General features: G+C 66.1%; 14 protein-coding genes and 2 tRNA genes. 10 read left to right on the forward strand and 6 right to left on the reverse strand.

Features of this window, described 5'->3' with window-relative positions:
• Positions 1-9: 9 nt before the first annotated feature.
• The gene (locus WS66_RS19765) at positions 10-1,227 is read right to left on the reverse strand and encodes an MFS transporter (RefSeq protein WP_059604115.1); all 1,218 of its coding nucleotides are present in this window, start codon (positions 1,225-1,227) and stop codon (positions 10-12) included.
• A 22-nt stretch (positions 1,228-1,249) separates the two neighbouring features.
• Complete coding sequence (locus tag WS66_RS19770) at positions 1,250-2,293, reverse strand: porin (protein ID WP_059604118.1); 1,044 nt, start codon at positions 2,291-2,293, stop codon at positions 1,250-1,252.
• 302 nt (positions 2,294-2,595) lie between these two features.
• Between WS66_RS19770 and WS66_RS19780 the strand changes: the two genes are divergently transcribed.
• Both WS66_RS19780 and WS66_RS19785 read left to right on the forward strand, forming a co-directional pair.
• Positions 2,596-3,741, forward strand: coding sequence for a helix-turn-helix transcriptional regulator (locus tag WS66_RS19780; protein WP_059604120.1), 1,146 nt, complete (start codon positions 2,596-2,598; stop codon positions 3,739-3,741).
• Positions 3,742-3,842: 101 nt separating this feature from the next.
• Positions 3,843-4,841: a 2-dehydropantoate 2-reductase gene (locus WS66_RS19785; protein ID WP_059604123.1), complete on the forward strand. Its 999-nt coding sequence runs from the start codon at positions 3,843-3,845 to the stop codon at positions 4,839-4,841.
• Positions 4,842-5,097: 256 nt separating this feature from the next.
• Here the strand turns inward: WS66_RS19785 and WS66_RS19790 are convergent, their stop codons facing one another.
• On the reverse strand, positions 5,098-5,547 hold the full coding sequence (locus WS66_RS19790) for a MarR family winged helix-turn-helix transcriptional regulator (protein ID WP_059604126.1): 450 nt from the start codon (positions 5,545-5,547) through the stop codon (positions 5,098-5,100).
• A gap of 62 nt (positions 5,548-5,609) precedes the next feature.
• Positions 5,610-6,755, reverse strand: coding sequence for a glycerate kinase (locus WS66_RS19795; protein ID WP_059604130.1), 1,146 nt, complete (start codon positions 6,753-6,755; stop codon positions 5,610-5,612).
• A gap of 387 nt (positions 6,756-7,142) precedes the next feature.
• Between WS66_RS19795 and tig the strand changes: the two genes are divergently transcribed.
• The 7 genes from tig (at position 7,143) to WS66_RS19830 (ending at position 15,799) form a co-directional block, all read left to right on the forward strand.
• Positions 7,143-8,489, forward strand: a complete 1,347-nt coding sequence (gene tig / locus WS66_RS19800; protein ID WP_059604133.1) for a trigger factor — start codon at positions 7,143-7,145, stop codon at positions 8,487-8,489.
• 140 nt (positions 8,490-8,629) lie between these two features.
• Positions 8,630-9,283 (forward strand): ATP-dependent Clp endopeptidase proteolytic subunit ClpP, encoded by a 654-nt coding sequence (clpP, locus tag WS66_RS19805; protein WP_006496351.1) that lies wholly within the window; start codon positions 8,630-8,632, stop codon positions 9,281-9,283.
• Between the two features lie 164 nt (positions 9,284-9,447).
• Positions 9,448-10,719, forward strand: a complete 1,272-nt coding sequence (clpX, locus tag WS66_RS19810) for an ATP-dependent Clp protease ATP-binding subunit ClpX (protein WP_006754177.1) — start codon at positions 9,448-9,450, stop codon at positions 10,717-10,719.
• A gap of 197 nt (positions 10,720-10,916) precedes the next feature.
• The gene (gene lon, locus WS66_RS19815; protein ID WP_059604136.1) at positions 10,917-13,340 is read left to right on the forward strand and encodes an endopeptidase La; all 2,424 of its coding nucleotides are present in this window, start codon (positions 10,917-10,919) and stop codon (positions 13,338-13,340) included.
• 211 nt (positions 13,341-13,551) lie between these two features.
• A tRNA-Val gene (locus WS66_RS19820) sits at positions 13,552-13,627 on the forward strand.
• 23 nt (positions 13,628-13,650) lie between these two features.
• Positions 13,651-13,727, forward strand: a tRNA-Asp gene (locus WS66_RS19825).
• A 137-nt stretch (positions 13,728-13,864) separates the two neighbouring features.
• A complete protein-coding gene (locus WS66_RS19830) occupies positions 13,865-15,799 on the forward strand; it encodes a SurA N-terminal domain-containing protein (protein WP_059604139.1) in 1,935 nt (644 codons plus the stop codon).
• A gap of 112 nt (positions 15,800-15,911) precedes the next feature.
• On the opposite strand, the gene WS66_RS19835 is transcribed toward WS66_RS19830, so the two are convergent.
• Positions 15,912-16,586, reverse strand: a complete 675-nt coding sequence (locus WS66_RS19835) for an arylesterase (protein WP_059604143.1) — start codon at positions 16,584-16,586, stop codon at positions 15,912-15,914.
• Between WS66_RS19835 and WS66_RS19840 the strand changes: the two genes are divergently transcribed.
• Positions 16,585-17,286, forward strand: a complete 702-nt coding sequence (locus WS66_RS19840) for an ABC transporter ATP-binding protein (RefSeq protein ID WP_059449953.1) — start codon at positions 16,585-16,587, stop codon at positions 17,284-17,286. The two genes, WS66_RS19835 and WS66_RS19840, sit on opposite strands and share 2 nt — an antisense overlap.
• 75 nt (positions 17,287-17,361) lie before the next feature.
• Here WS66_RS19840 and pgi read toward each other — a convergent pair whose 3' ends face one another.
• Positions 17,362-18,984, reverse strand: coding sequence for a glucose-6-phosphate isomerase (gene pgi / locus WS66_RS19845; RefSeq protein WP_059604147.1), 1,623 nt, complete (start codon positions 18,982-18,984; stop codon positions 17,362-17,364).
• Between the last annotated feature and the right edge of the window lie 84 nt (positions 18,985-19,068).

Raw genomic sequence — 19,068 nt, forward strand, 5'->3', positions numbered from 1 at the left:
TTTGACCTGTCACGGTTGGGAGGAAGCGGAAGTCACGGAAGTCCGCGCGCGCCGATCGATATGGCGCAGCGCGGCAAACGACGCGATCGCGACGGCCGTCGCGGCCGCGAACAGCGCGTGCATCGTGCCGCCTGCGTCGAGCAGAAGGCCGGCGAGGAGCGGGCCGGCCGCGAGGCCCGCGCCGATCACGAAATTGAGCGTCGCGACGAGCCGCCCGGACGTATCGATCTGCGCGACAGTCGCGAGAATGAACGGCAGTACGAATGTCCACGCAAACTTGAACGCGAAGATCGCGGCGCTGTAGCCGCCCGCATGCGGCAGCGCGGCGAGTGCAATGAGCGACGCCGCGAGCAGCGCGTAACCGGCGGCGAGCATCGTGCGCCGCGCAAGCCGGCCGCCCGCGCAGGATGCGAGCGCCGCGCCGGCAATTCCCATCACGCTCGCGATCGCGAGCACGTTGCCGATCGACCGCGGGTCGAGTCCGGCCTCCGCCGCCGCGCGGCTCGCGAACGTCCACACGCTGCCGATCGCCAGATAGAAGCTCAGTACCGCACCGATCGCGAGCACGACGAAGCGCCGTGACGCATCCGTCGCCGCGCCGCGCGCGGCCCGGACCGACGCGGTCCGCGCACCGAGCGTCGCCGGAAAGCCGCGCGACAGCGGTGCGGCAAGCAGCGCGAGCGCGGCCAGCGCGACGTACAGCGCGCGCAGCCCGAACGCGGCGAACACGTGCGGCAGCACGAACAGGCCGATCGCGCCGGCGATCAACTGGCCGACGACCCACAGCCCGTACACGCGATCGCTGTTCTCGCTCGTGGCTGCGCTGGTCATGCAGAGCACCATCAGCGAGCCGCCGCCGAGCGCGGTGACGGCTCGCAGCGCGAGCAGCGCGACGAAGCCGGGCATCCACAACGCGGTCAGGAGATTGCCCGCGCCGAACAGCGCGATCGCGCACGCAGCGACGCGGCGCGCATCGACGCGGCCGAGCCACAGGTACGACGGCAAGGTCGCGAGGCTGAACGTGCCGAGTTCGACGAAGAAGTAGGTGCCGATCTGCGACGCGGACAGCCCGAGCTGCGTCGCGAGCTGACCGGCGACGGCCGGCGCGACGAGCAGCAGCAGCGGCGTGATGGCCGCGAACACGACGAGTGCGACGAGCGTCGAGCGCGCGAAAGGGGACGCGCGGCCGTCGGACGGCAGCGCGGCATCGGAGCAAAGGGTTTTCATGGCGGGATCTCGCTGGACGGAATCAGAACAGGTGATACATGCCGACCATCGCGCCGAACTGCGATGCGCCGGCGAGCAGTGTCGGGTCGTATTCGTAGACGGTCTGCGAACTCTGGCCGCTGTTGCGCGCATAACCGAGGTTCACGTAGGCGACGGTGCGTTTCGACAGCGCGTAGGTGGTGCTCGCGATGAACAGCGTCGGGTGGCCGATCGCCGGCGTGTGCGAATCGGTGTGATAGACGCCCGCGTTCAGCCCGATTCCACCCGACGTCAGATAACGGGCGCCGCCCCAGACGATCGTGCGCGCCGCATCGAGGTCGCCAGTCAGGCGTTCGATGCCCGCGTAGAGCGTGAGCGGCAGCGTCGCGAACGCGTAACGCGCGGCGAGCGTGCCGAGTTCGCGGCGGCGCGCGGAGGCGTCGTCCGCGGCCGACGCGTCGCCGTGCGCCTGATGCAGCACCGCGCTGATCGACAGCCCGTTGCTGGCGTACTGACCGCCGAGCTCGAGCACGCGTCCTGCGCGCGTATTGCCCGCGACGCCGGCGGTGGCGACGAGGGCTTCGACATCGAAGCCGGCGAACGTCGGAGACTGGTACTTCATCGAGTGGTCGATGAAGTTCGCGGTCACCGGCACGAGCACGCCCTGGCCGCTGTACGACGCGTACCACAGCGGGTCGTAGAACAGCGTCTTGTCGAACAGCACGCTGAACTGCCGGCCGAGCGTCACGGTGCCGACGGGCCCCGCGATGCCGACGTACGCGCCGCGGAAGAACGCGTAGCCCGGCACGGTCGAGGTGCCGTCGTTGATGTTGAGGCCCTGTTCGAGCTTGAACAGGGCGCGCCAGCCGCCGCCGAGATCCTCGGTGCCCTTCAGCCCGACCTGCGACGGCAGGATGCCGTAGTTCTGCAACTGCACGGCCGCGTGCCGTCCGTCGGCATGCGTCAGGTACTGCACGCCGGCGTCGAGCGCGCCATACAGCGTGAGGGTCGATTGCGCGTGCGCGGCAAGGCTGCACGCGGCGAGCGCCGCGGCGGTCGCCGTGCGGATGAAGCGGGATGTCATCACGTGGGGTTCTCCATACCTTCCTGCATCGTTTGTTGTTGGCGTTGTCGCGACGCAGTGTCGGCAGCGGGAAAATCGCTGAACAGTCGTGCAGATGAACGGTGTGGAAAACCCGCGGTGCACGGGGTGGACGTGCCGCGACACCGCGACGCGGCGTGCTGCGCAGCAGCAACGGGCGGCGCACCGTTCAAATGGATGGGGTTGCGGCATGTTCCGGCGACGGAGCCCGTCAAAAATACCGGTCGCTATAATCGGCCGGTCTGCGTTGCGTGCATCAGCGGCCCGATCGGGCAGGGGAGCGGAAGGTGAGGATCACCACGGATATCGGACAGGATCCCGATGCGCTGCGCGACGTGCCGGCCGCGATCGTGCTCGACGAATCCGCATGGCCGCCGCTGCCGTCCCGCCGCGCCGATTTCGACGGCGTGACGCGCGGCGACGCGGCGCGACGCGAACTCGGCCTGATGCTGCTCGACCTGTATGCGGTCGCCGCGCAGTCGAGCATCGGCGAATTCGAGTGCCGCTTCTTTTCGCTGCTGCAGGGGCTCATCCCGTTCGACGCCGCGTGGACCGGCGTCGCGACGCACACGCCGACCGGCCCCGTGATGCACAACAGTTTCCTGTACCGTCTTCCGCACGCGTTCTTCAGCGACTGGAAACGCGTGCGCGATTGCGATCCGCTCGCGCAACGCACGCTGCTCGGCGCGCACGGTCGCGCGGTGCGTCTGTCGGTCGTCGAGCCCGGGTTCGATGCGCGGTTTCGCGACTGGTGCGTGAAGTACGGGCTGGCGCAACTGATGTGCGTGTGTACGCTCGATCGCCGCTTCGGGCTGACGACGTTCATGTCGATCTATCGCCAGGGCCTGAATCGTCCGTTCAACGACGACGAAGCGAGTCGCTTCGAGGAAGTGATTCCGCATCTGGCGGCCGCGCTGACGATCAATCGCGCGGCGCAGCTCACGCGCGAGCGTGCCGATGCGGTGGCGCCGGCGGCGCGCGCGCTGTGCGACAACTTCGGCGTGCTGCATCACGCTGATCACGGCTTCGACGACGTGCTGCGGACTGAATGGCCGGCGTGGACGGGCCCGCGCGTGCCGGAGCCGCTGGTCGCACATGTGCGCCGCCAATCGGGCCAGCCGTACATCGGCGACGCGCTGCGCATCCAGTGCGTGCCCATCGCGGGACTGTTCCAGATCGAGGCGCGGCCGCGCTCGCTGCTCGACAGGCTGAGCCCGCGCGAGCTCGCGGCGATTCGCTATTACGGTGCCGGCCGTTCGCACAAGGAGGTCGCGCAGCAGATGGCGATTTCGCCGACGACGGTGCGTCACTATCTGCGCTGCGCGTACCGCAAGCTCGGCATGCACGACAAGAGCCAGATCGCCGGCGTGCTCGGCGCGACGGGGGGCACGACCGACGACGAGCCTGCGGAGGCGGTCATCGCACCGCGCTGAACCGCTCATGCGAACACGGCCGCGCGGATGCTTGCGTAAATGGTTGTATCCGCAACCATTGGGCGCTATGCTCGTCCGCTCCGGGTAGACGGATTTTCATCATGAACGACACGAATTCAGGGTCGGTGCGCGCTGCGGTGGTCGGGGTCGGCGCGATCGGCGGGTTGCTCGCGGCAGCACTGTCGCGGGCCGGCATGACGGTGAGCGCATTCGCGCGCGGCGCGACGCTCGATGCGCTGAACGCGCACGGCGTGCGCGTGATCGACGAGGCGGGGACCGAGTCGTCGGTCCCGGTGCGCGCGAGCGACGACGCGTCCGCGCTCGGCGTGCAGGACTACGTGGTGATCGCGCTGAAAGCGCAGGCGTTGCCGGCGCTGGCCGCGCGCGTTGCGCCGCTGGTCGGGCCCCGCACGGTGATTGTCGCCGCGATGAACGGGCTGCCGTGGTGGTTCACGCACGGGTTCGCGGGCCCACTCGACGGCGTGCCGCTCGATGCGGTCGACCCGGCGGGTGCGGTCTCGGCAGCGCTGCCGCCTGCGCAGGCGATCGGCTGCGTCGTGCATCTGTCGTCCAGCACCGACGCGCCGGGTATCGTGCGCCGCGGCCGCGGCAACCGTCTGATCGTCGGCTCGCCCGATCCGCAACTCGATGCGGCGACCGCGCGATTCGCGGCGGCGCTCGCCGCGGGCGGTTTCGACGTCGAGTCGACCCCGGCGATCCGCACCGAGATCTGGGCAAAACTGTGGGGCAACATGAACATGAACCCGTTGAGCGCGCTGACGGGTTCGACTGCCTCGCAACTGCTCGACGATCCGTTCACGCAGGAACTCGCGTTGCGGATGATGGAGGAGGCGGCCGCGATCGGCGCGAAGCTTGGTCTCGATACGGGAATGAGCGGGCCGGAGCGGATTGCCGTGACGCGCAAGCTCGGCGCGTTCAAGACGTCGATGCTGCAGGATTTCGAGGCCGGGCGAGCACTGGAGATCGGACCGATCCTCGGCGTGTTTCCGGAACTGGGACGCAAGCTCAACGTGCCGACGCCGTATTGCGACGCGGTGCTGGGATTGCTGCGTCAGCGGGCGGCGAACAGCGGGCTATAGCCGAGGGGGGGCGCGGCGCCTGCCCGGTACGCGGAGAAGGCTGCGAGGCGCCGGGTAGGCGTCCGGTAGCCGCGGCAGGGGAAGCCGGGCACGCTGCCCGTGCGCCTGCGCGACTGGAAGGCCCGCAGGATTCATCTGAAATAACGCGGCGGGCGCTGGGGTCCGCTTGAGGCGCGTGCGGGGCCGCTGAGGCGATCCCGGTGCATGCCGCACCTTCGCCACGCGGGTGCGGCACCGATTGCCCCCGTATTGCGACTCAGTCGTCGCGTTCGACCGCGTTCGCGACGACCTTGTCGAGCAGTCGCTCGAACGTCTGGCGCTCGCCATCGGACAGGCACGCGAGCAAGCCGTCATTCCACTTGCGCACGATCGGCATGATCTTGCGATGCAGCGCACGGCCGTCGGCGGTCAGCGCGATCAGCACGATCCGGCCGTCTTCCTTGCTCGCGCTGCGCTGGAGCAGCCCCTGGCGCAGCAGCGCTTCCGCCGCGCGGCTCGCCTGGCTTTTGTCGAGATTGGTATGGCGGGCGAGATCCATGATCGAAAACGGACCAAAGGCGCCGACGGCGACGATCACCCGCGCCTCGGGAAGCGAGATGTCCAGCTTGTGCCGGTACACCTCGGCGATCCCGCGGTCGGATCGCTTCGTGAGCGCATGGAGGCGATAGGTCAGAAACTGATCGAGCCCGGCTTGGCGGCCTTTCATGTCGAATCCTGAAGAAAAAGGGCGGGCCCGATTGTTCCTGTATCGCGCGCTCGGGTCAACGGTCAGTGTGCGCCGTACTTCAGCCGTGTCAACTGTTCGGCTTCGTTCGCGAGCAGGTTCGCCGCGTCGCGGATCGCGACGTCGAGCGTGATCGGGCCGGGTGCGGGCGAGAAGCAGCCGGAAAAGTGTTCGGACAGGCGCGGCAGCGCGGCCGGGTCGACTGCGCCCGACAGCAGCGACGCGGGCACGCCCGCGGCCCGCGCATGACGGCAGGCGATGAACGGTGCCTTGCCGTGCAGCGTCTGCACGTCGGAGCGGCCTTCGCCGGTAATCAGCCAGTCGGCGCCGGCGAGCGCGGCATCGAGCCCGATTTGCCGTGCGACCACTTCCGCGCCGGCTTCGAACTGTGCGCCCAGCATGTGCAGCGCGAATCCGAGACCGCCCGCCGCGCCGGCGCCTGGCAGGTCGCGGGCGCGCCGGTCGAGCGCGGTCTCGAGCAGGTCGGCGAAACGGCCGAGCGCGGTGTCGAGGGTCGCAACCTGCTCGGACGTCACGCCCTTTTGCGGACCGAACACCGCGGTCGCGCCGTGCGCGCCCGTCAGCGGGTTGTCGACGTCGGACATGCCGATGAATTCCGCTTCCTTCAGGCGCGGATCGAGCCCCGACGCGTCGATCCGCGCGATATCGGCGAGCCGCGCCGGGACCGGTTCGACCGGCTGGCCCGCCGCATCGAAGCATTGCAGGCCGAGGCCCGCGAGCAATCCCGCGCCCGCGTCGTTGGTGCTGCTGCCGCCGAGCGCGACGAAGAAGCGGCGCACGCCCTCGTCGAGCAGCATGCGGATCGCTTCGCCCATGCCGCGCGTGCTGCGCGCGTCAACGGGCACGCTCATGCCGATCGCGTCGGTGATCCCGACGACCTCGGCCGTCTCGACGATCGCGGTGTGCGCGTCGATCACGCCGACGGCCGCGTCGCGTGCCGCGAGCGACGCGCCGGCCACCCGCAGCGCGCGCCGCGTGCCGCCGCCCGCCAGCATCGCGTCGAGCGTGCCTTCGCCGCCGTCGGCCATCGGGCAGCAGCGCACGATCGCGTCGGGACGGGCGCGGCGGATGCCGGTGGCGATCGCGTCCGCGACCTGCTCGGCGGAAAGCGAGCCTTTGAACGAATCGGGCGCGATGACGACGACAGGCGCGGACGGGTGTTGCGGCATGGTGTCTCCGGAAGGCATGTTTGATGTGAAGAATGGCGGCCGCGACCGCGGCGCATGCTCAATCGGAGCTTACAGGATGGCGGCCCGGCGGTGGATACGCCGTTCGGCATAGCGGCGATCCGCGCGCATTGCCGTCGACGGAAGCGGACGGCGCGACCGCTCTGCATCGTTGTCGTGCCGTTCTGGCGGTACGAGGAAAATTGTTTGCTAGAATAGTCGATTCTTCCGGCCAAAGCCGTGCTCCGAGCCGCTTGCGCTAGCCATCCGGCGCGTGCAGGGATGGCGTGGCGCTCCGGCGCGGCGTGTGCATGCGATGCACCTCACGCCGCAGGCAGGCACGGCAAGGAAAACCCGATTCGCTCGAATAATTTTAGGACGATTGAAGCCATGGCTAACGTTGTTGAGAACCTCGGCAAGCTTGAACGCCGCGTGACGATTTCCCTGCCGAAGGACACCGTGCAGAAGGAAATCGACGCCCGTATCCAGAAACTCGCGAAGAACGTTCGCATGCCGGGTTTCCGCCCGGGCAAGGTGCCGCTCAAGATGGTCGCACAGCAGTACTCGGGCCAGGTCGAGGCGGAAGTGCTGAGCGACAAGATCGGCCAGGAATTCTTCACGATCAGCCGTGCGGAAAACCTGCGCGTGGCCGGCCAGCCGAGCTTCGAGCCGAAGCCGGAGCAGGCTGAGGATGCATATGCGTTCGACGCGACGTTCGAGGTTTACCCGGAAGTGAAGATCGGCGATCTGGCGACGGCTGAAGTCGAACGCTCGACGACGTCGATCGGCGACGCTGAAATCGACCGCACGCTGGATATCCTGCGCAAGCAGCGCGTGCACTTCCACGCTCGCGGCGAAGCCGGCGAGCACGGTGACGGCGGTGCGGACACCGCAGCGAAGAACGGCGACCGCGTGACGGTCGACTTCGTCGGCAAGATCGACGACGTCGCGTTCCAGGGCGGCACGGCCGAAGACTTCCCGTTCGTGCTCGGCGAAGGCCGCATGCTGCCGGAATTCGAAACGGCGGCGCTGGGCCTGAAGGTCGGCGAGGCGCGCACGTTCGACCTGAAGTTCCCGGACGACTACCACGGCAAGGACGTGGCGGGCAAGACGGCGCAATTCACGGTCACGATGAAGAAGATCGAGTGGCCGCACCTGCCGGAAATCGACGGCGAATTCGCGAAGTCGCTCGGCATCGAAGACGGCGACCTGACGAAGATGCGCGCCGAAATCAAGGAAAACCTCGAGCGCGAAGCGAAGCGCCGCACGCAGTCGATCGTCAAGAACCAGGTGATGGACGCACTGCTGAAGATTTCCGAACTCGACGTGCCGAAGGCGCTGATCGAGCAGGACCAGCAACGCCTCGTCGAAATGGCTCGCCAGGATCTGGCGCAGCGCGGCGTGCCGAACGCGAAGGACGCACCGATCCCGGCCGAGATGTTCGCCGAGCAGGCAGAGCGTCGCGTGAAGCTGGGCCTCGTGCTGGCCGAGCTCGTGAAGTCGAACGGCCTCGAAGCGAAGCCGGAGCAGATCCGCGCGGAAGTCGACGAGTTCGCGAAGAGCTACGAAGACCCGAAGGAAGTGGTCCGCTGGTATTATTCGAACCAGCAGCGCCTCGCCGAGATGGAAGCGTTCGTCGTTGAAAGCAACGTCGTCGACTTCGTGCTGGGCAAGGCAAAGGTGACGGACAAGGAAGTGAGCTTCGAGGCACTCGCGAGCGCATCGGCGCAAGCGTAAGTGTCGCTCTAGCGGCGTGCCGGCTGTCGGAGCGACGGCCCGCACGCCGTTTCTACGTCAAGCGCACGGTTGCCATTAATATGGCGATTGAGCGGGCGGCTTCCCTCCGTTCAATTTTCCATTCGAACAAGGCTTATTGAATGATCACTCGCGCTGAATTGCTGGACATGCTTGCGTCGAACGCGCCGCAGGGTTTCGAGGCGCAAGCGCTGGGGCTGGTGCCGATCGTCGTCGAAACGAGCGGCCGCGGCGAGCGTTCGTACGATATCTATTCGCGTCTCCTGAAGGAGCGCCTGGTGTTCATGGTCGGCGAAGTGAACGACCAGACCGCCAACCTCGTGGTCGCGCAATTGCTGTTCCTCGAGAGCGAGAATCCCGACAAGGACATCAGCCTCTACATCAACAGCCCGGGCGGCTCGGTATCGGCCGGCATGGCGATCTACGACACGATGCAGTTCATCAAGCCGGACGTGTCGACCCTCTGCATGGGCCTCGCGGCCAGCATGGGCGCGTTCCTGCTCGCGTCGGGCGCGAAGGGCAAGCGTTTCGCGCTGCCGAACTCGCGCGTGATGATTCACCAGCCGCTCGGCGGCGCGCGCGGCCAGGCGTCCGACATCGAGATCCAGGCACGCGAAATCCTCTACCTGAAGGAGCGGCTGAATAACCTGCTCGCGCAGCATACGGGCCAGGACGTCGAGCGCATCGCCCGCGACACCGACCGTGATAACTTCATGTCGAGCGAAGATGCAAAGGCGTACGGGCTGATCGATCAGGTGCTGCTGAAGCGCCCGTGAGCTTAAGTAGGGTGCCGCCCCGATTCGGTCGGTGCCCCCGCAATGTCCCGAGTGCCCTGAGCATCTGCGGCAAGCGCATCCAGCCGGCTCCGGTCGCGCCCTAGGCGCGGCGTCCGGAGCATTCGGCGTATCATGTCATTTACCTGTCCGGAGGCTCTACATTCATGGCGGACAAAAAAGGTTCGAACAGCGAGAAGCTGTTGTATTGTTCGTTTTGCGGCAAGAGCCAGCATGAGGTGAAGAAACTCATCGCGGGCCCGTCGGTATTCATCTGCGATGAATGCATCGACCTCTGCAACGAGATCATTCGCGACGAGGCGGCTGCCGCCGGCGTCGAGGCCAGCCTGTCCCGGTCGGATCTGCCGAGCCCGCAGGAAATTCGCGACATCCTCGATCAGTACGTGATCGGCCAGGAGCGCGCGAAGAAGATCCTCGCGGTGGCCGTCTACAACCACTACAAGCGCCTGAAGCACCTCGACAAGAAGGACGATGTCGAGCTGTCGAAGAGCAACATCCTGCTGATCGGCCCGACGGGCTCCGGCAAGACGCTGCTCGCGCAGACGCTCGCGCGGTTGCTGAACGTGCCGTTCGTGATCGCCGATGCGACGACGCTGACCGAAGCCGGCTACGTCGGCGAGGACGTCGAGAACATCATCCAGAAGCTGTTGCAGAACTGCAACTACGAGGTCGACAAGGCCCAGCGCGGGATCGTCTATATCGACGAAATCGACAAGATCAGCCGCAAGTCGGACAACCCGTCGATCACGCGCGACGTGTCGGGCGAGGGCGTCCAGCAGGCGCTGCTGAAGCTCGTCGAGGGCACGATGGCGTCGGTGCCGCCGCAGGGCGGCCGCAAGCACCCGAACCAGGATTTCATCCAGGTCGACACGACCAACATCCTGTTCATCTGCGGCGGCGCGTTCGACGGGCTCGAGAAGGTGATCACCGATCGCACCGAAAAGACGGGCATCGGCTTCGGCGCGACGGTCAAGAGCAAGCAGGAACGCGACGCGGGCGAAGTGCTGCGCGAAACGGAACCGGAAGACCTGATCAAATTCGGTCTGATCCCCGAACTGATCGGCCGTCTGCCGGTGGTCGCGACGCTCGGCAAGCTCGACGAAGCCGCGCTGATGAAGATCCTCGTCGAGCCGAAGAATGCGCTCGTCAAGCAGTATCACAAGCTGTTCGCGATGGAGCGCGTCGAGCTGGAAATCCGGCCGGGCGCGCTGCAGGCAGTCGCACGCAAGGCGATCCGCCGCAAGACCGGCGCGCGCGGTTTGCGTTCGATCATCGAACAGGCATTGCTCGACGTGATGTATGAACTGCCGGCGATGAAAGGGGTCAGCAAGGTCATCATCGACGAGAACGTCATCGATGGCGACGGCAAGCCCCTGCTGATCTATGAGGACACGCCGAAGGTGGCGGGTTCGAACTGACCGGCTTGCCGACGATGTTCTGCGAAAAAGGCCGTTCATGAGACCGTGGGCGGCTTTTTTTCGTTTATCTTGTGGGTAACTCTGACTCGACACGCGGTGGTTACTTTCTTACCGAATATTTCCCGCACTTGAAGGCTTGCAATTCGTTGTGGCGGCCTCAATTACCGAACAATTGATTCCACTCATGGGGAAATGAAATGTCAGGCACCCAACTTCTCCCGCCGGAACGCATTACGCTCCCGCTGCTGCCGCTGCGGGATGTCGTCGTTTTCCCGCACATGGTGATTCCGCTCTTCGTGGGCCGGCCGAAATCGATCAAGGCCCTCGAAGCAGCGATGGAAGGCGGCAAGCACATCATGCTCGTCGCCCAGAAGACCGCGGCCAAGGACGAACCGACCGAAAAGGACATGTACGAGGTCGGTTGTATCGCCAACATCCTGCAGATGCTGAAGCTGCCGGACGGCACCGTGAAGGTGCTCGTCGAGGGCCTGCAGCGTGCGAAGGCGTTGTCGATCGAAGAGCAGGAGACGCAGTTCTCCTGTGAAGTCATGCCGCTCGAGCCCGATCACGCCGACAGCGCGGAAACGGAAGCGCTGCGCCGCGCGATCGTGTCGCAGTTCGACCAGTACGTGAAGCTGAACAAGAAGATCCCGCCGGAAATTCTCACGTCGCTGTCGGGCATCGATGAAGCAGGCCGCCTCGCGGACATGATCGCCGAGCGTCTGCCGCTGAAGCTCGACCAGAAGCAGCACATCCTCGAGATGTTCCCGGTCATCGAGCGCCTCGAGCACCTGCTCGCGCAGCTCGAAGCCGAGATCGACATCCTGCAGGTCGAAAAGCGCATCCGCGGGCGCGTGAAGCGCCAGATGGAAAAGAGCCAGCGCGAGTACTACCTGAACGAACAGGTCAAGGCGATCCAGAAGGAACTGGGCGAAGGCGAAGAGGGTGCGGACCTCGAGGAACTCGAGAAGCGCATCAACGCCGCGCGCATGCCGAAGGAAGCGAAGAAGAAGGCCGATGCCGAGCTCAAGAAGCTGAAGCTGATGTCGCCGATGTCGGCGGAAGCGACCGTCGTGCGCAACTACATCGACACGCTGATCGGCCTGCCGTGGCGCAAGAAGAGCAAGGTCAACAACGACCTGTCGAACGCCGAGCAGGTGCTCGACGAGGATCACTTCGGCCTCGAGAAGGTGAAGGAACGCATCCTCGAGTATCTCGCGGTGCAGCAGCGCGTCGACAAGGTGAAGGCGCCGATCCTGTGCCTCGTCGGGCCTCCGGGCGTCGGCAAGACCTCGCTCGGCCAGTCGATCGCTCGCGCGACGAACCGCAAGTTCGTCCGGATGGCGCTCGGCGGCGTGCGTGACGAAGCCGAGATTCGCGGCCACCGCCGCACGTACATCGGCTCGATGCCGGGCAAGATCCTGCAGAGCCTGGCGAAAGTCGGCGTGCGCAATCCGCTCTTCCTGCTCGACGAAGTCGACAAGATGGGCATGGATTTCCGCGGCGATCCGTCGTCGGCGCTGCTCGAAGTGCTCGATCCGGAACAGAACCACACGTTCGCCGATCACTACATCGAAGTCGACTTCGACCTGTCGGACGTGATGTTCGTCGCGACGTCGAACTCGCTGAACATCCCGCCGCCGCTGCTCGACCGGATGGAAGTGATTCGTCTGTCGGGTTACACGGAAGACGAGAAGGTCAGCATCGCGCAGCGTTACCTGCTGCCGAAGCAGAAGAAGAACAACGGCCTGAAGGAAGGCGAGATCGAAGTCGCCGAGCAGGCGATCCGCGACATCATCCGCTACTACACGCGCGAAGCCGGTGTGCGTTCGCTCGAGCGGGAAGTGTCGAAGATCTGCCGCAAGGTCGTGAAGATGCTGTTGCTGAAGAAGGCATCGGGCGCGATCAAGGTCGATGGCGAGAACCTCGATACGTTCCTCGGCGTGCGCAAGTACGACTTCGGCCTCGCGGCGAAGGAAAACCAGGTCGGTCAGGTGACGGGCCTCGCGTGGACGGAAGTCGGCGGCGACCTGCTGACGATCGAAGCCGCGGTGATGCCGGGCAAGGGCAACGTGATCCGCACGGGTTCGCTCGGCGACGTGATGAAGGAGTCGGTCGAGGCTGCACGTTCGGTCGTGCGCTCGCGTTCGCGCCGTCTGGGCATCAAGGACGAAGCGTTCGAGAAGCAGGACATCCACATCCACGTGCCGGAAGGCGCGACGCCGAAGGACGGTCCGTCCGCCGGCGGTGCGATGACGACCGCGCTGGTGTCGGTGCTGACGGGGATCCCCGTGCGTGCCGATGTCGCGATGACGGGCGAGATCACGCTGCGTGGCGAAGTGCTGCCGATCGGCGGGCTGAAGGAAAAGCTGCTGGCTGCGCATCGCGGCGGCATCAAGCTCGTGCTGATCCCGGAAGAGAACGTGAAGGATCTCGCGGACATTCCGGACAACGTGAAGAACGCGATCGAGATCGTGCCGGTCCGCTGGATCGACAAGGTGCTCGAACTCGCGCTCGAGCGTACGCCGACCCCGCTGCCGCCGGAAGAAGAGGCGAAGGCTGCGGCACCGGTCGGCGAGGCGGCGACGGATGCCGGCTCGACGGAAGTCGTCAAGCACTGAAAACCTGAGCGCCGTCCCTGACGGTTGTTCACGAAACCCGCGGCGTGTCCGCGGGTTTTTTTATGTGCGTCGGCATCGTGTGTGTTGAGCAGGGGGGGCGTTAAAATTTTTTGCGCACGGGCTTGGCAAAATGATCGGGGATGAATTAAACTTGCGGGCTCGCTGGTTGTTGATGCCGAAACGCAGATCGCAGCCAGAACGAATCGGAAACGGGTGCTTAGCTCAGCTGGTAGAGCGGCGCCCTTACAAGGCGTAGGTCGGGGGTTCGAACCCCTCAGCACCCACCAGTTTCCTGATTCAGCCAGACCAAGGAGCGGTAGTTCAGTCGGTTAGAATACCGGCCTGTCACGCCGGGGGTCGCGGGTTCGAGTCCCGTCCGCTCCGCCAGAAAATGCAAAAGCCCGCCTCGTGCGGGCTTTTTCATTTGCGTCGTCGGTTGCGCCCGTTCGTTGCGCACCTGCTTTTTTCCCGTGCCACCCCGTATGTTGTAATATCGGACGTTTTGTCCAATTTTCCCGTCACGCATGCTCGATTTCTTCCGTAATCACCAGCGCCTGATGATGGCGCTCCTGCTCCTGATCGTGTTGCCGGGGCTGGGTTTCGTCGGGATCCAAGGTTTCCGCGGCTTCTTCGACGACAGCGCGAACGTCGCGGCGGTCAACGGGCACAAGATCACGCGGGTCGAATTCGACGGCGCGTTTCGCCAGCAGATCGACCAGGCGCGCCAGGCGCTCGGCGGGCAGTTCGACATCAAGGCGTTCGACACGCCCGAACATCGCAAGCAAGTGCTCGATGGCCTGATCCAGCAACGCGTGCTGGCCGACGAGACGCAGCGCCTGCACCTGACCGCATCCGACAACGCCGTGCGCGACGCATTGATGAGCGACCCGATGATCGCGTCGCTGAAGAAACCCGACGGTACGATCGACGTCCAGCGCTACGCGCAACTGTTGTCGTTCCAGGGGATGACGCCCGAGCAGTATCAGGAACGCGTGCGTTACAGCCTTGCGCTGCAGCAGATTCCGGCGAGCATCGTGGCGAGCGCATTCACGCCGAAGGGGCCGGCGCAACGGCTGTCGGAACTGGCGGCGCAGCAGCGCGAAGTGCAGGCGCTCGTGCTGAAGACGAGCGACTACGCGGCGAAGGTGCAGCCGACCGACGCGCAGCTCACGGCGTACTACGACGCGCACAAGCAAGGCTTCGCGACGCCGGAAACCGCGACGATCCAGTATCTCGTCTATTCGCCGGCAGCGGCCGCCGCGAGCGCGCAGCCGACCGATGCCGACATCAAGAAGTTCTATGACGACAACCCGACGCACTTCCGCTCGGAAGCGCAGGTGCGCGTGAGCCACATCTTCATCGCCGCGGCGAGCGACGCAAGCGCGGCCGACAAGGCGGCCGCGAAGGCGAAGGCCGAGCAGCTGCTGGCCGACGTGAAGGCGCATCCGGACCAGTTCGCGCAGATCGCGCAGAAGAGCTCGCAGGACGCGCCGTCGGCGGCGAAGGGTGGCGATCTGGGCTTCATCACGCGAGGCTCGACGGCGGGCGGCAAGGCGTTCGACGATGCCGCGTTCGCGCTCAAGCAGGGCGACGTGAGCGGTATCGTGCAATCGGACCTCGGTTTTCACATCCTGAAGGCGACGGAAGTGAAGCCGTCGGTGGTCAAGCCGTTCGCGGACGTGAAGGACCAGATCGCAGTCGACCTGAAGCAGCAATACGCGGCGAAGGCGTTCTCGGACAACGCGGAAGGCTTCACGTCGACCGTCTATGAAAAGGCGAAGACACTGCAGCCGGCCGCCGACAAGTACAAGCTGACGATCCAGACGGCCACCGTCACGCCGACGCCGAATCCGCAACTGCCGGCGACGAGCCCGCTGAACAACCCGAAGTTCCTTGCCGCTGTGTTCGCGAACGACTCGGTGAAGAACCAGAACAACACGCAGGCGATCGATGTGGGCAACAACACGCTGATCTCGGCGCGCGTGACCGACTACAAGCCGGCTGCCGTGCCGGCGCTCGACGCGATCAAGGATGCGGTGCGTCAGAAGGTCATCGCCGAGCAGGCCGCGGAACTTGCGAAGAAGGACGGCGCGGCGAAGCTGGCCGAACTGCAGAAGTCGAAGTCGGCCGATGGCTTCACGGCTGCGCAGAAGGTGTCGCGCACGCAGTCGCAGGGCCTGACGCCGGCGGCACTGAGCGCCGTCTACAAGATCGATGCGAAGACGCTGCCGGCATACGTCGGTGTCGATCTTGGCGCGGACGGCTACGCGATCTATCGCGTGAATGCGGTGATCCCGGGCACGGCCGTCGATCCGCAGCAACTCGCGGCCGCGCAGCAGCAGATGGCGCAGGTCGAAGCGCAAAGCGAAGGCGAGGCGTATCTCGCCGCACTGCGCGACCGGTCGAAGGTGAAGCTGTACGGCACCACGCAGAGCCAGGCGCAGGACGGCGGCAACTAAGCCGCGATCAAGCGACAACCAAGCGAAGCGCCGTTCACGGTTTCGTGTGCAGCAACAAAAAGCCCCGTTCGAAACGGGGCTTTTTGCTTTCCGGCGGTGGCGCGCCGCGAGGTCAACCGCGCGGCTTGCCGAGCAGCGGCTTCAGCGCCGGCCAGACGTTGTCGAGCAGGATGCCCTGTGCCTGTTGCGCGGGATGCATCTGGTCCGCCTGGAACATCTCCGGCTTGTTCTCGATGCCGGCCAGCAGGAACGGCACGAGCGGTACGCCGAACTCCTTCGACAGGCGCGTGTAGACCGCATGGAATTTCTGCGTGTAGTCGGGCCCGTAGTTGGGCGGCACGTACATGCCGACCAGCACGACCTTCGCGCGCGCTTGTCGCGCATCGGTGATGATGTCGCGCAGGTTCTGTTCGGTCGTCGCGAGCGGCACGCCGCGCAGCGCGTCGTTCGAGCCGAGCTCGACGACGACGATCGACGGCTTCAGCCGTTGCAGCACCGCAGGTAGTCGCGCACGGCCACCGCTCGTGGTGTCGCCGCTGACGCTTGCGTTCGCGACGCTATAATCGATCCGCTCGGTTGCGAGCCGTTGCCGCAGCAACGCAACCCAGCCGGTGTCGCGCGGCAACCCGTATTCGGCCGACAGGCTGTCGCCGAGCACGACGAGCGCGGGGTGGCCCGATGTCGGGGCCGCCGTCGTCGCAGCGCGTGCGGGCACGTTTGCTGCGAGCAGGGTACCCAGCAGCGCGGCGAGCGCCGCGCGTCTTTTCAAGCGGAATGTCGTGTCCATGTTCAAGATTACCGATCCGATCATCGAAGTCCATGACGTGTGCAAGCGGGTCGCCGACGCAACGGGCGAGCTGACGATCCTCGACGGCATCACGTTCGCCGTGCGGCCCGGCAGCAGCCTCGCGATCGTCGGCGCATCTGGGTCGGGCAAGTCGACGCTGCTCGGCCTGCTTGCGGGGTTGGACAGCGCAACGAGCGGCACGGTTCGCCTGCTCGGTCGCGCGCTCGACCAGCTCGACGAGGACGAGCGCGCCGCGCTGCGCAACGGCGCGGTCGGGTTCGTGTTCCAGTCGTTTCAGTTGATGCCGCACCTGACGGCACTCGAGAACGTGATGCTTCCGCTCGAACTGCAGGGCGGCATCAACGCGCGCGACGCGGCCGATCGGGCGCGCGCGTTGCTCGTGCAGGTCGGTCTCGGCGAGCGCACCGCGCATTATCCGAAGCTGCTGTCCGGTGGCGAGCAACAACGCGTCGCGCTTGCGCGCGCGTTCGTCACGCATCCCGCAATCCTGTTCGCCGACGAACCGACCGGCAGTCTCGATGCAGCCACGGGCCACGCCGTCATCGACCTGATGTTCGAACTGAACCGCACGCACGGCGCGACGCTCGTGCTCGTGACGCACGATGCCGAGCTCGCGCGGCGCTGCGCGACGACGGTCACCATCGACGCCGGCCGCATCGTCGCGCCGCACGCGGCATAGCGCGAGACCGAATTGCTCGTTGGCCGCACCGGCTGGATCGCCCGGTGCGGCCGGCATGCGTTGGACGTTGTCGCGTCAGCGCTTGAGTGCCGCGCGCGCGCGCTCGATCAGCGCGGTCGTCGACGAATCGTGCTTCGCGGGATCGATCGATTCGGCCGACAGGTCGGCTTCGACGACCTTGCCGAGAATCTTGCCGAGCTCGACGCCCCACTGGTCGAACGGATTGATGTCCCACACCGTTGCCTGCACCAGCACCTTGTGCTCGTAGAGCGCGATCAGCGCGCCGAGCGTGCGCGGCGTCAGCGCATCCACCAGCAGCGTCGTCGTCGGGCGGTTGCCGGGGAACGTCAGGTGCGGCGCGAGCGCTTCCTTGCCGGGGCCGGCGACCTCGCGCGCTTCGTCGAGCGTGCGACCGAGCATCAGCGCTTCACTCTGCGCGAAGCAGTTCGCGAGCAGCTTCGGGTGATGGCTCGCGAGCGGATGCTCGGGCGTCAGCACGGCGATGAAGTCGATCGGCACGATCGTCGGGCCCTGGTGCAGCATCTGGAAAAACGCGTGCTGGCCGTTGGTGCCCGGCTCGCCCCACGTGACGGCCGACGTCGGGTAGTCGACGAACGTGCCGTCCAGGCGCGCGGACTTGCCGTTGCTTTCCATTTCGAGCTGCTGCAGGTACGACGGCAGGTAGTGCAGCGCTTCCGAATACGGCGCGACGAGATAGCTCTGCGAGCCGAAGAAGTTGCGGTACCAGATGCCGATCAGGCCGAGCAACACCGGCAGGTTGCGCTCGAGCGGCGCTTCGCGGAAATGGCGGTCCATGTCGTTCGCGCCGGCGAGCAGTTCGTCGAACTGCTCGGGTCCGATCGCGATCATGATCGACAGGCCGACCGCCGACCACAGCGAATAGCGGCCGCCGACCCAGTCCCACATTTCGAACACGTTGTCGGCGGAGATGCCGAACTTCACGACCTCGGCCGGGTTCGCCGACACGCCGACGAAGTGCTTCGCGAGCGCGTCTTCCGGGCAGCCGCGCGCGACGAACCAGTCGCGCAGCGAGCGTGCGTTCGTCATCGTCTCGAGTGTCGTGAAGGTCTTCGACACGATGATCGCGAGCGTTTCCTCAGGATCGACCTGTTCGAGCACGCGCGCGAGATCGGCGCCGTCGACGTTCGACACGAAGTGGGTCGAAATGTCCGGCGTCGCGACGTGGTGCAGCGCGTGCGTGACCATCTTCGGTCCGAGATCCGAGCCGCCGATGCCGATGTTGATCACGTGGCGGATGCGCTTGCCGGTATAGCCGGTCCATGCGCCGCTGCGCACGGCGCGTGCGAAGGTCGCCATCTTCGCGCGCTCGGCGCTGACCTGCGCATGGAACGGCGCGTGCGGGTCGGTCGCGCGCAATGCCGTGTGCAGCGCGGCGCGGCCTTCGGTCGGGTTGACGATCTCGCCGGCGAACATCGCGTCGCGGCGCGCCTCGACGCCCGCTTCGCGGGCCAGCTGCACGAGCAGGCGCAACGTGTCGTCGTTGATGCGGTTCTTCGAGAAGTCGGCCGCAAGGCCGCCGCCGGGGATCGTGAAGCGTTCGGCACGGGTCGGCGCGCGGTCGTTTTCCGGCGCGAACCAGTCGCGCAGCCGCGCGTGGCGGATCTGTTCGAAGTGGGATTGAAGGGCAGTCCAGGCGGGGAGCGAATTCAGCGTCATGGCGGTTCGAGTGAAGCGTGAATCGGGAGGAATGCCGCGCCGGCGCATCGGGATCGGAACGCCGGCGGACGAGCGGGCCCGCCG

This window comes from Burkholderia sp. LA-2-3-30-S1-D2 (assembly GCF_001523915.2).
GTDB classification, from domain to species: domain Bacteria; phylum Pseudomonadota; class Gammaproteobacteria; order Burkholderiales; family Burkholderiaceae; genus Burkholderia; species Burkholderia diffusa.

Excerpts from the sequence above, each read along its gene's own strand:
- WS66_RS19765 (WP_059604115.1), bottom strand. The coding sequence starts at position 1,227 with ATGAAAACCCTTTGCTCCGATGCCGCGCTGCCGTCCGACGGCCGCGCG.
- WS66_RS19785 (WP_059604123.1), top strand. The coding sequence starts at position 3,843 with ATGAACGACACGAATTCAGGGTCGGTGCGCGCTGCGGTGGTCGGGGTC.
- WS66_RS19790 (WP_059604126.1), bottom strand. The coding sequence starts at position 5,547 with ATGAAAGGCCGCCAAGCCGGGCTCGATCAGTTTCTGACCTATCGCCTC.
- WS66_RS19795 (WP_059604130.1), bottom strand. The coding sequence starts at position 6,755 with ATGCCGCAACACCCGTCCGCGCCTGTCGTCGTCATCGCGCCCGATTCG.
- tig (WP_059604133.1), top strand. The coding sequence starts at position 7,143 with ATGGCTAACGTTGTTGAGAACCTCGGCAAGCTTGAACGCCGCGTGACG.
- clpP (WP_006496351.1), top strand. The coding sequence starts at position 8,630 with ATGATCACTCGCGCTGAATTGCTGGACATGCTTGCGTCGAACGCGCCG.
- clpX (WP_006754177.1), top strand. The coding sequence starts at position 9,448 with ATGGCGGACAAAAAAGGTTCGAACAGCGAGAAGCTGTTGTATTGTTCG.
- lon (WP_059604136.1), top strand. The coding sequence starts at position 10,917 with ATGTCAGGCACCCAACTTCTCCCGCCGGAACGCATTACGCTCCCGCTG.
- WS66_RS19830 (WP_059604139.1), top strand. The coding sequence starts at position 13,865 with ATGCTCGATTTCTTCCGTAATCACCAGCGCCTGATGATGGCGCTCCTG.
- WS66_RS19840 (WP_059449953.1), top strand. The coding sequence starts at position 16,585 with ATGTTCAAGATTACCGATCCGATCATCGAAGTCCATGACGTGTGCAAG.
- WS66_RS19835 (WP_059604143.1), bottom strand. The coding sequence starts at position 16,586 with ATGGACACGACATTCCGCTTGAAAAGACGCGCGGCGCTCGCCGCGCTG.
- pgi (WP_059604147.1), bottom strand. The coding sequence starts at position 18,984 with ATGACGCTGAATTCGCTCCCCGCCTGGACTGCCCTTCAATCCCACTTC.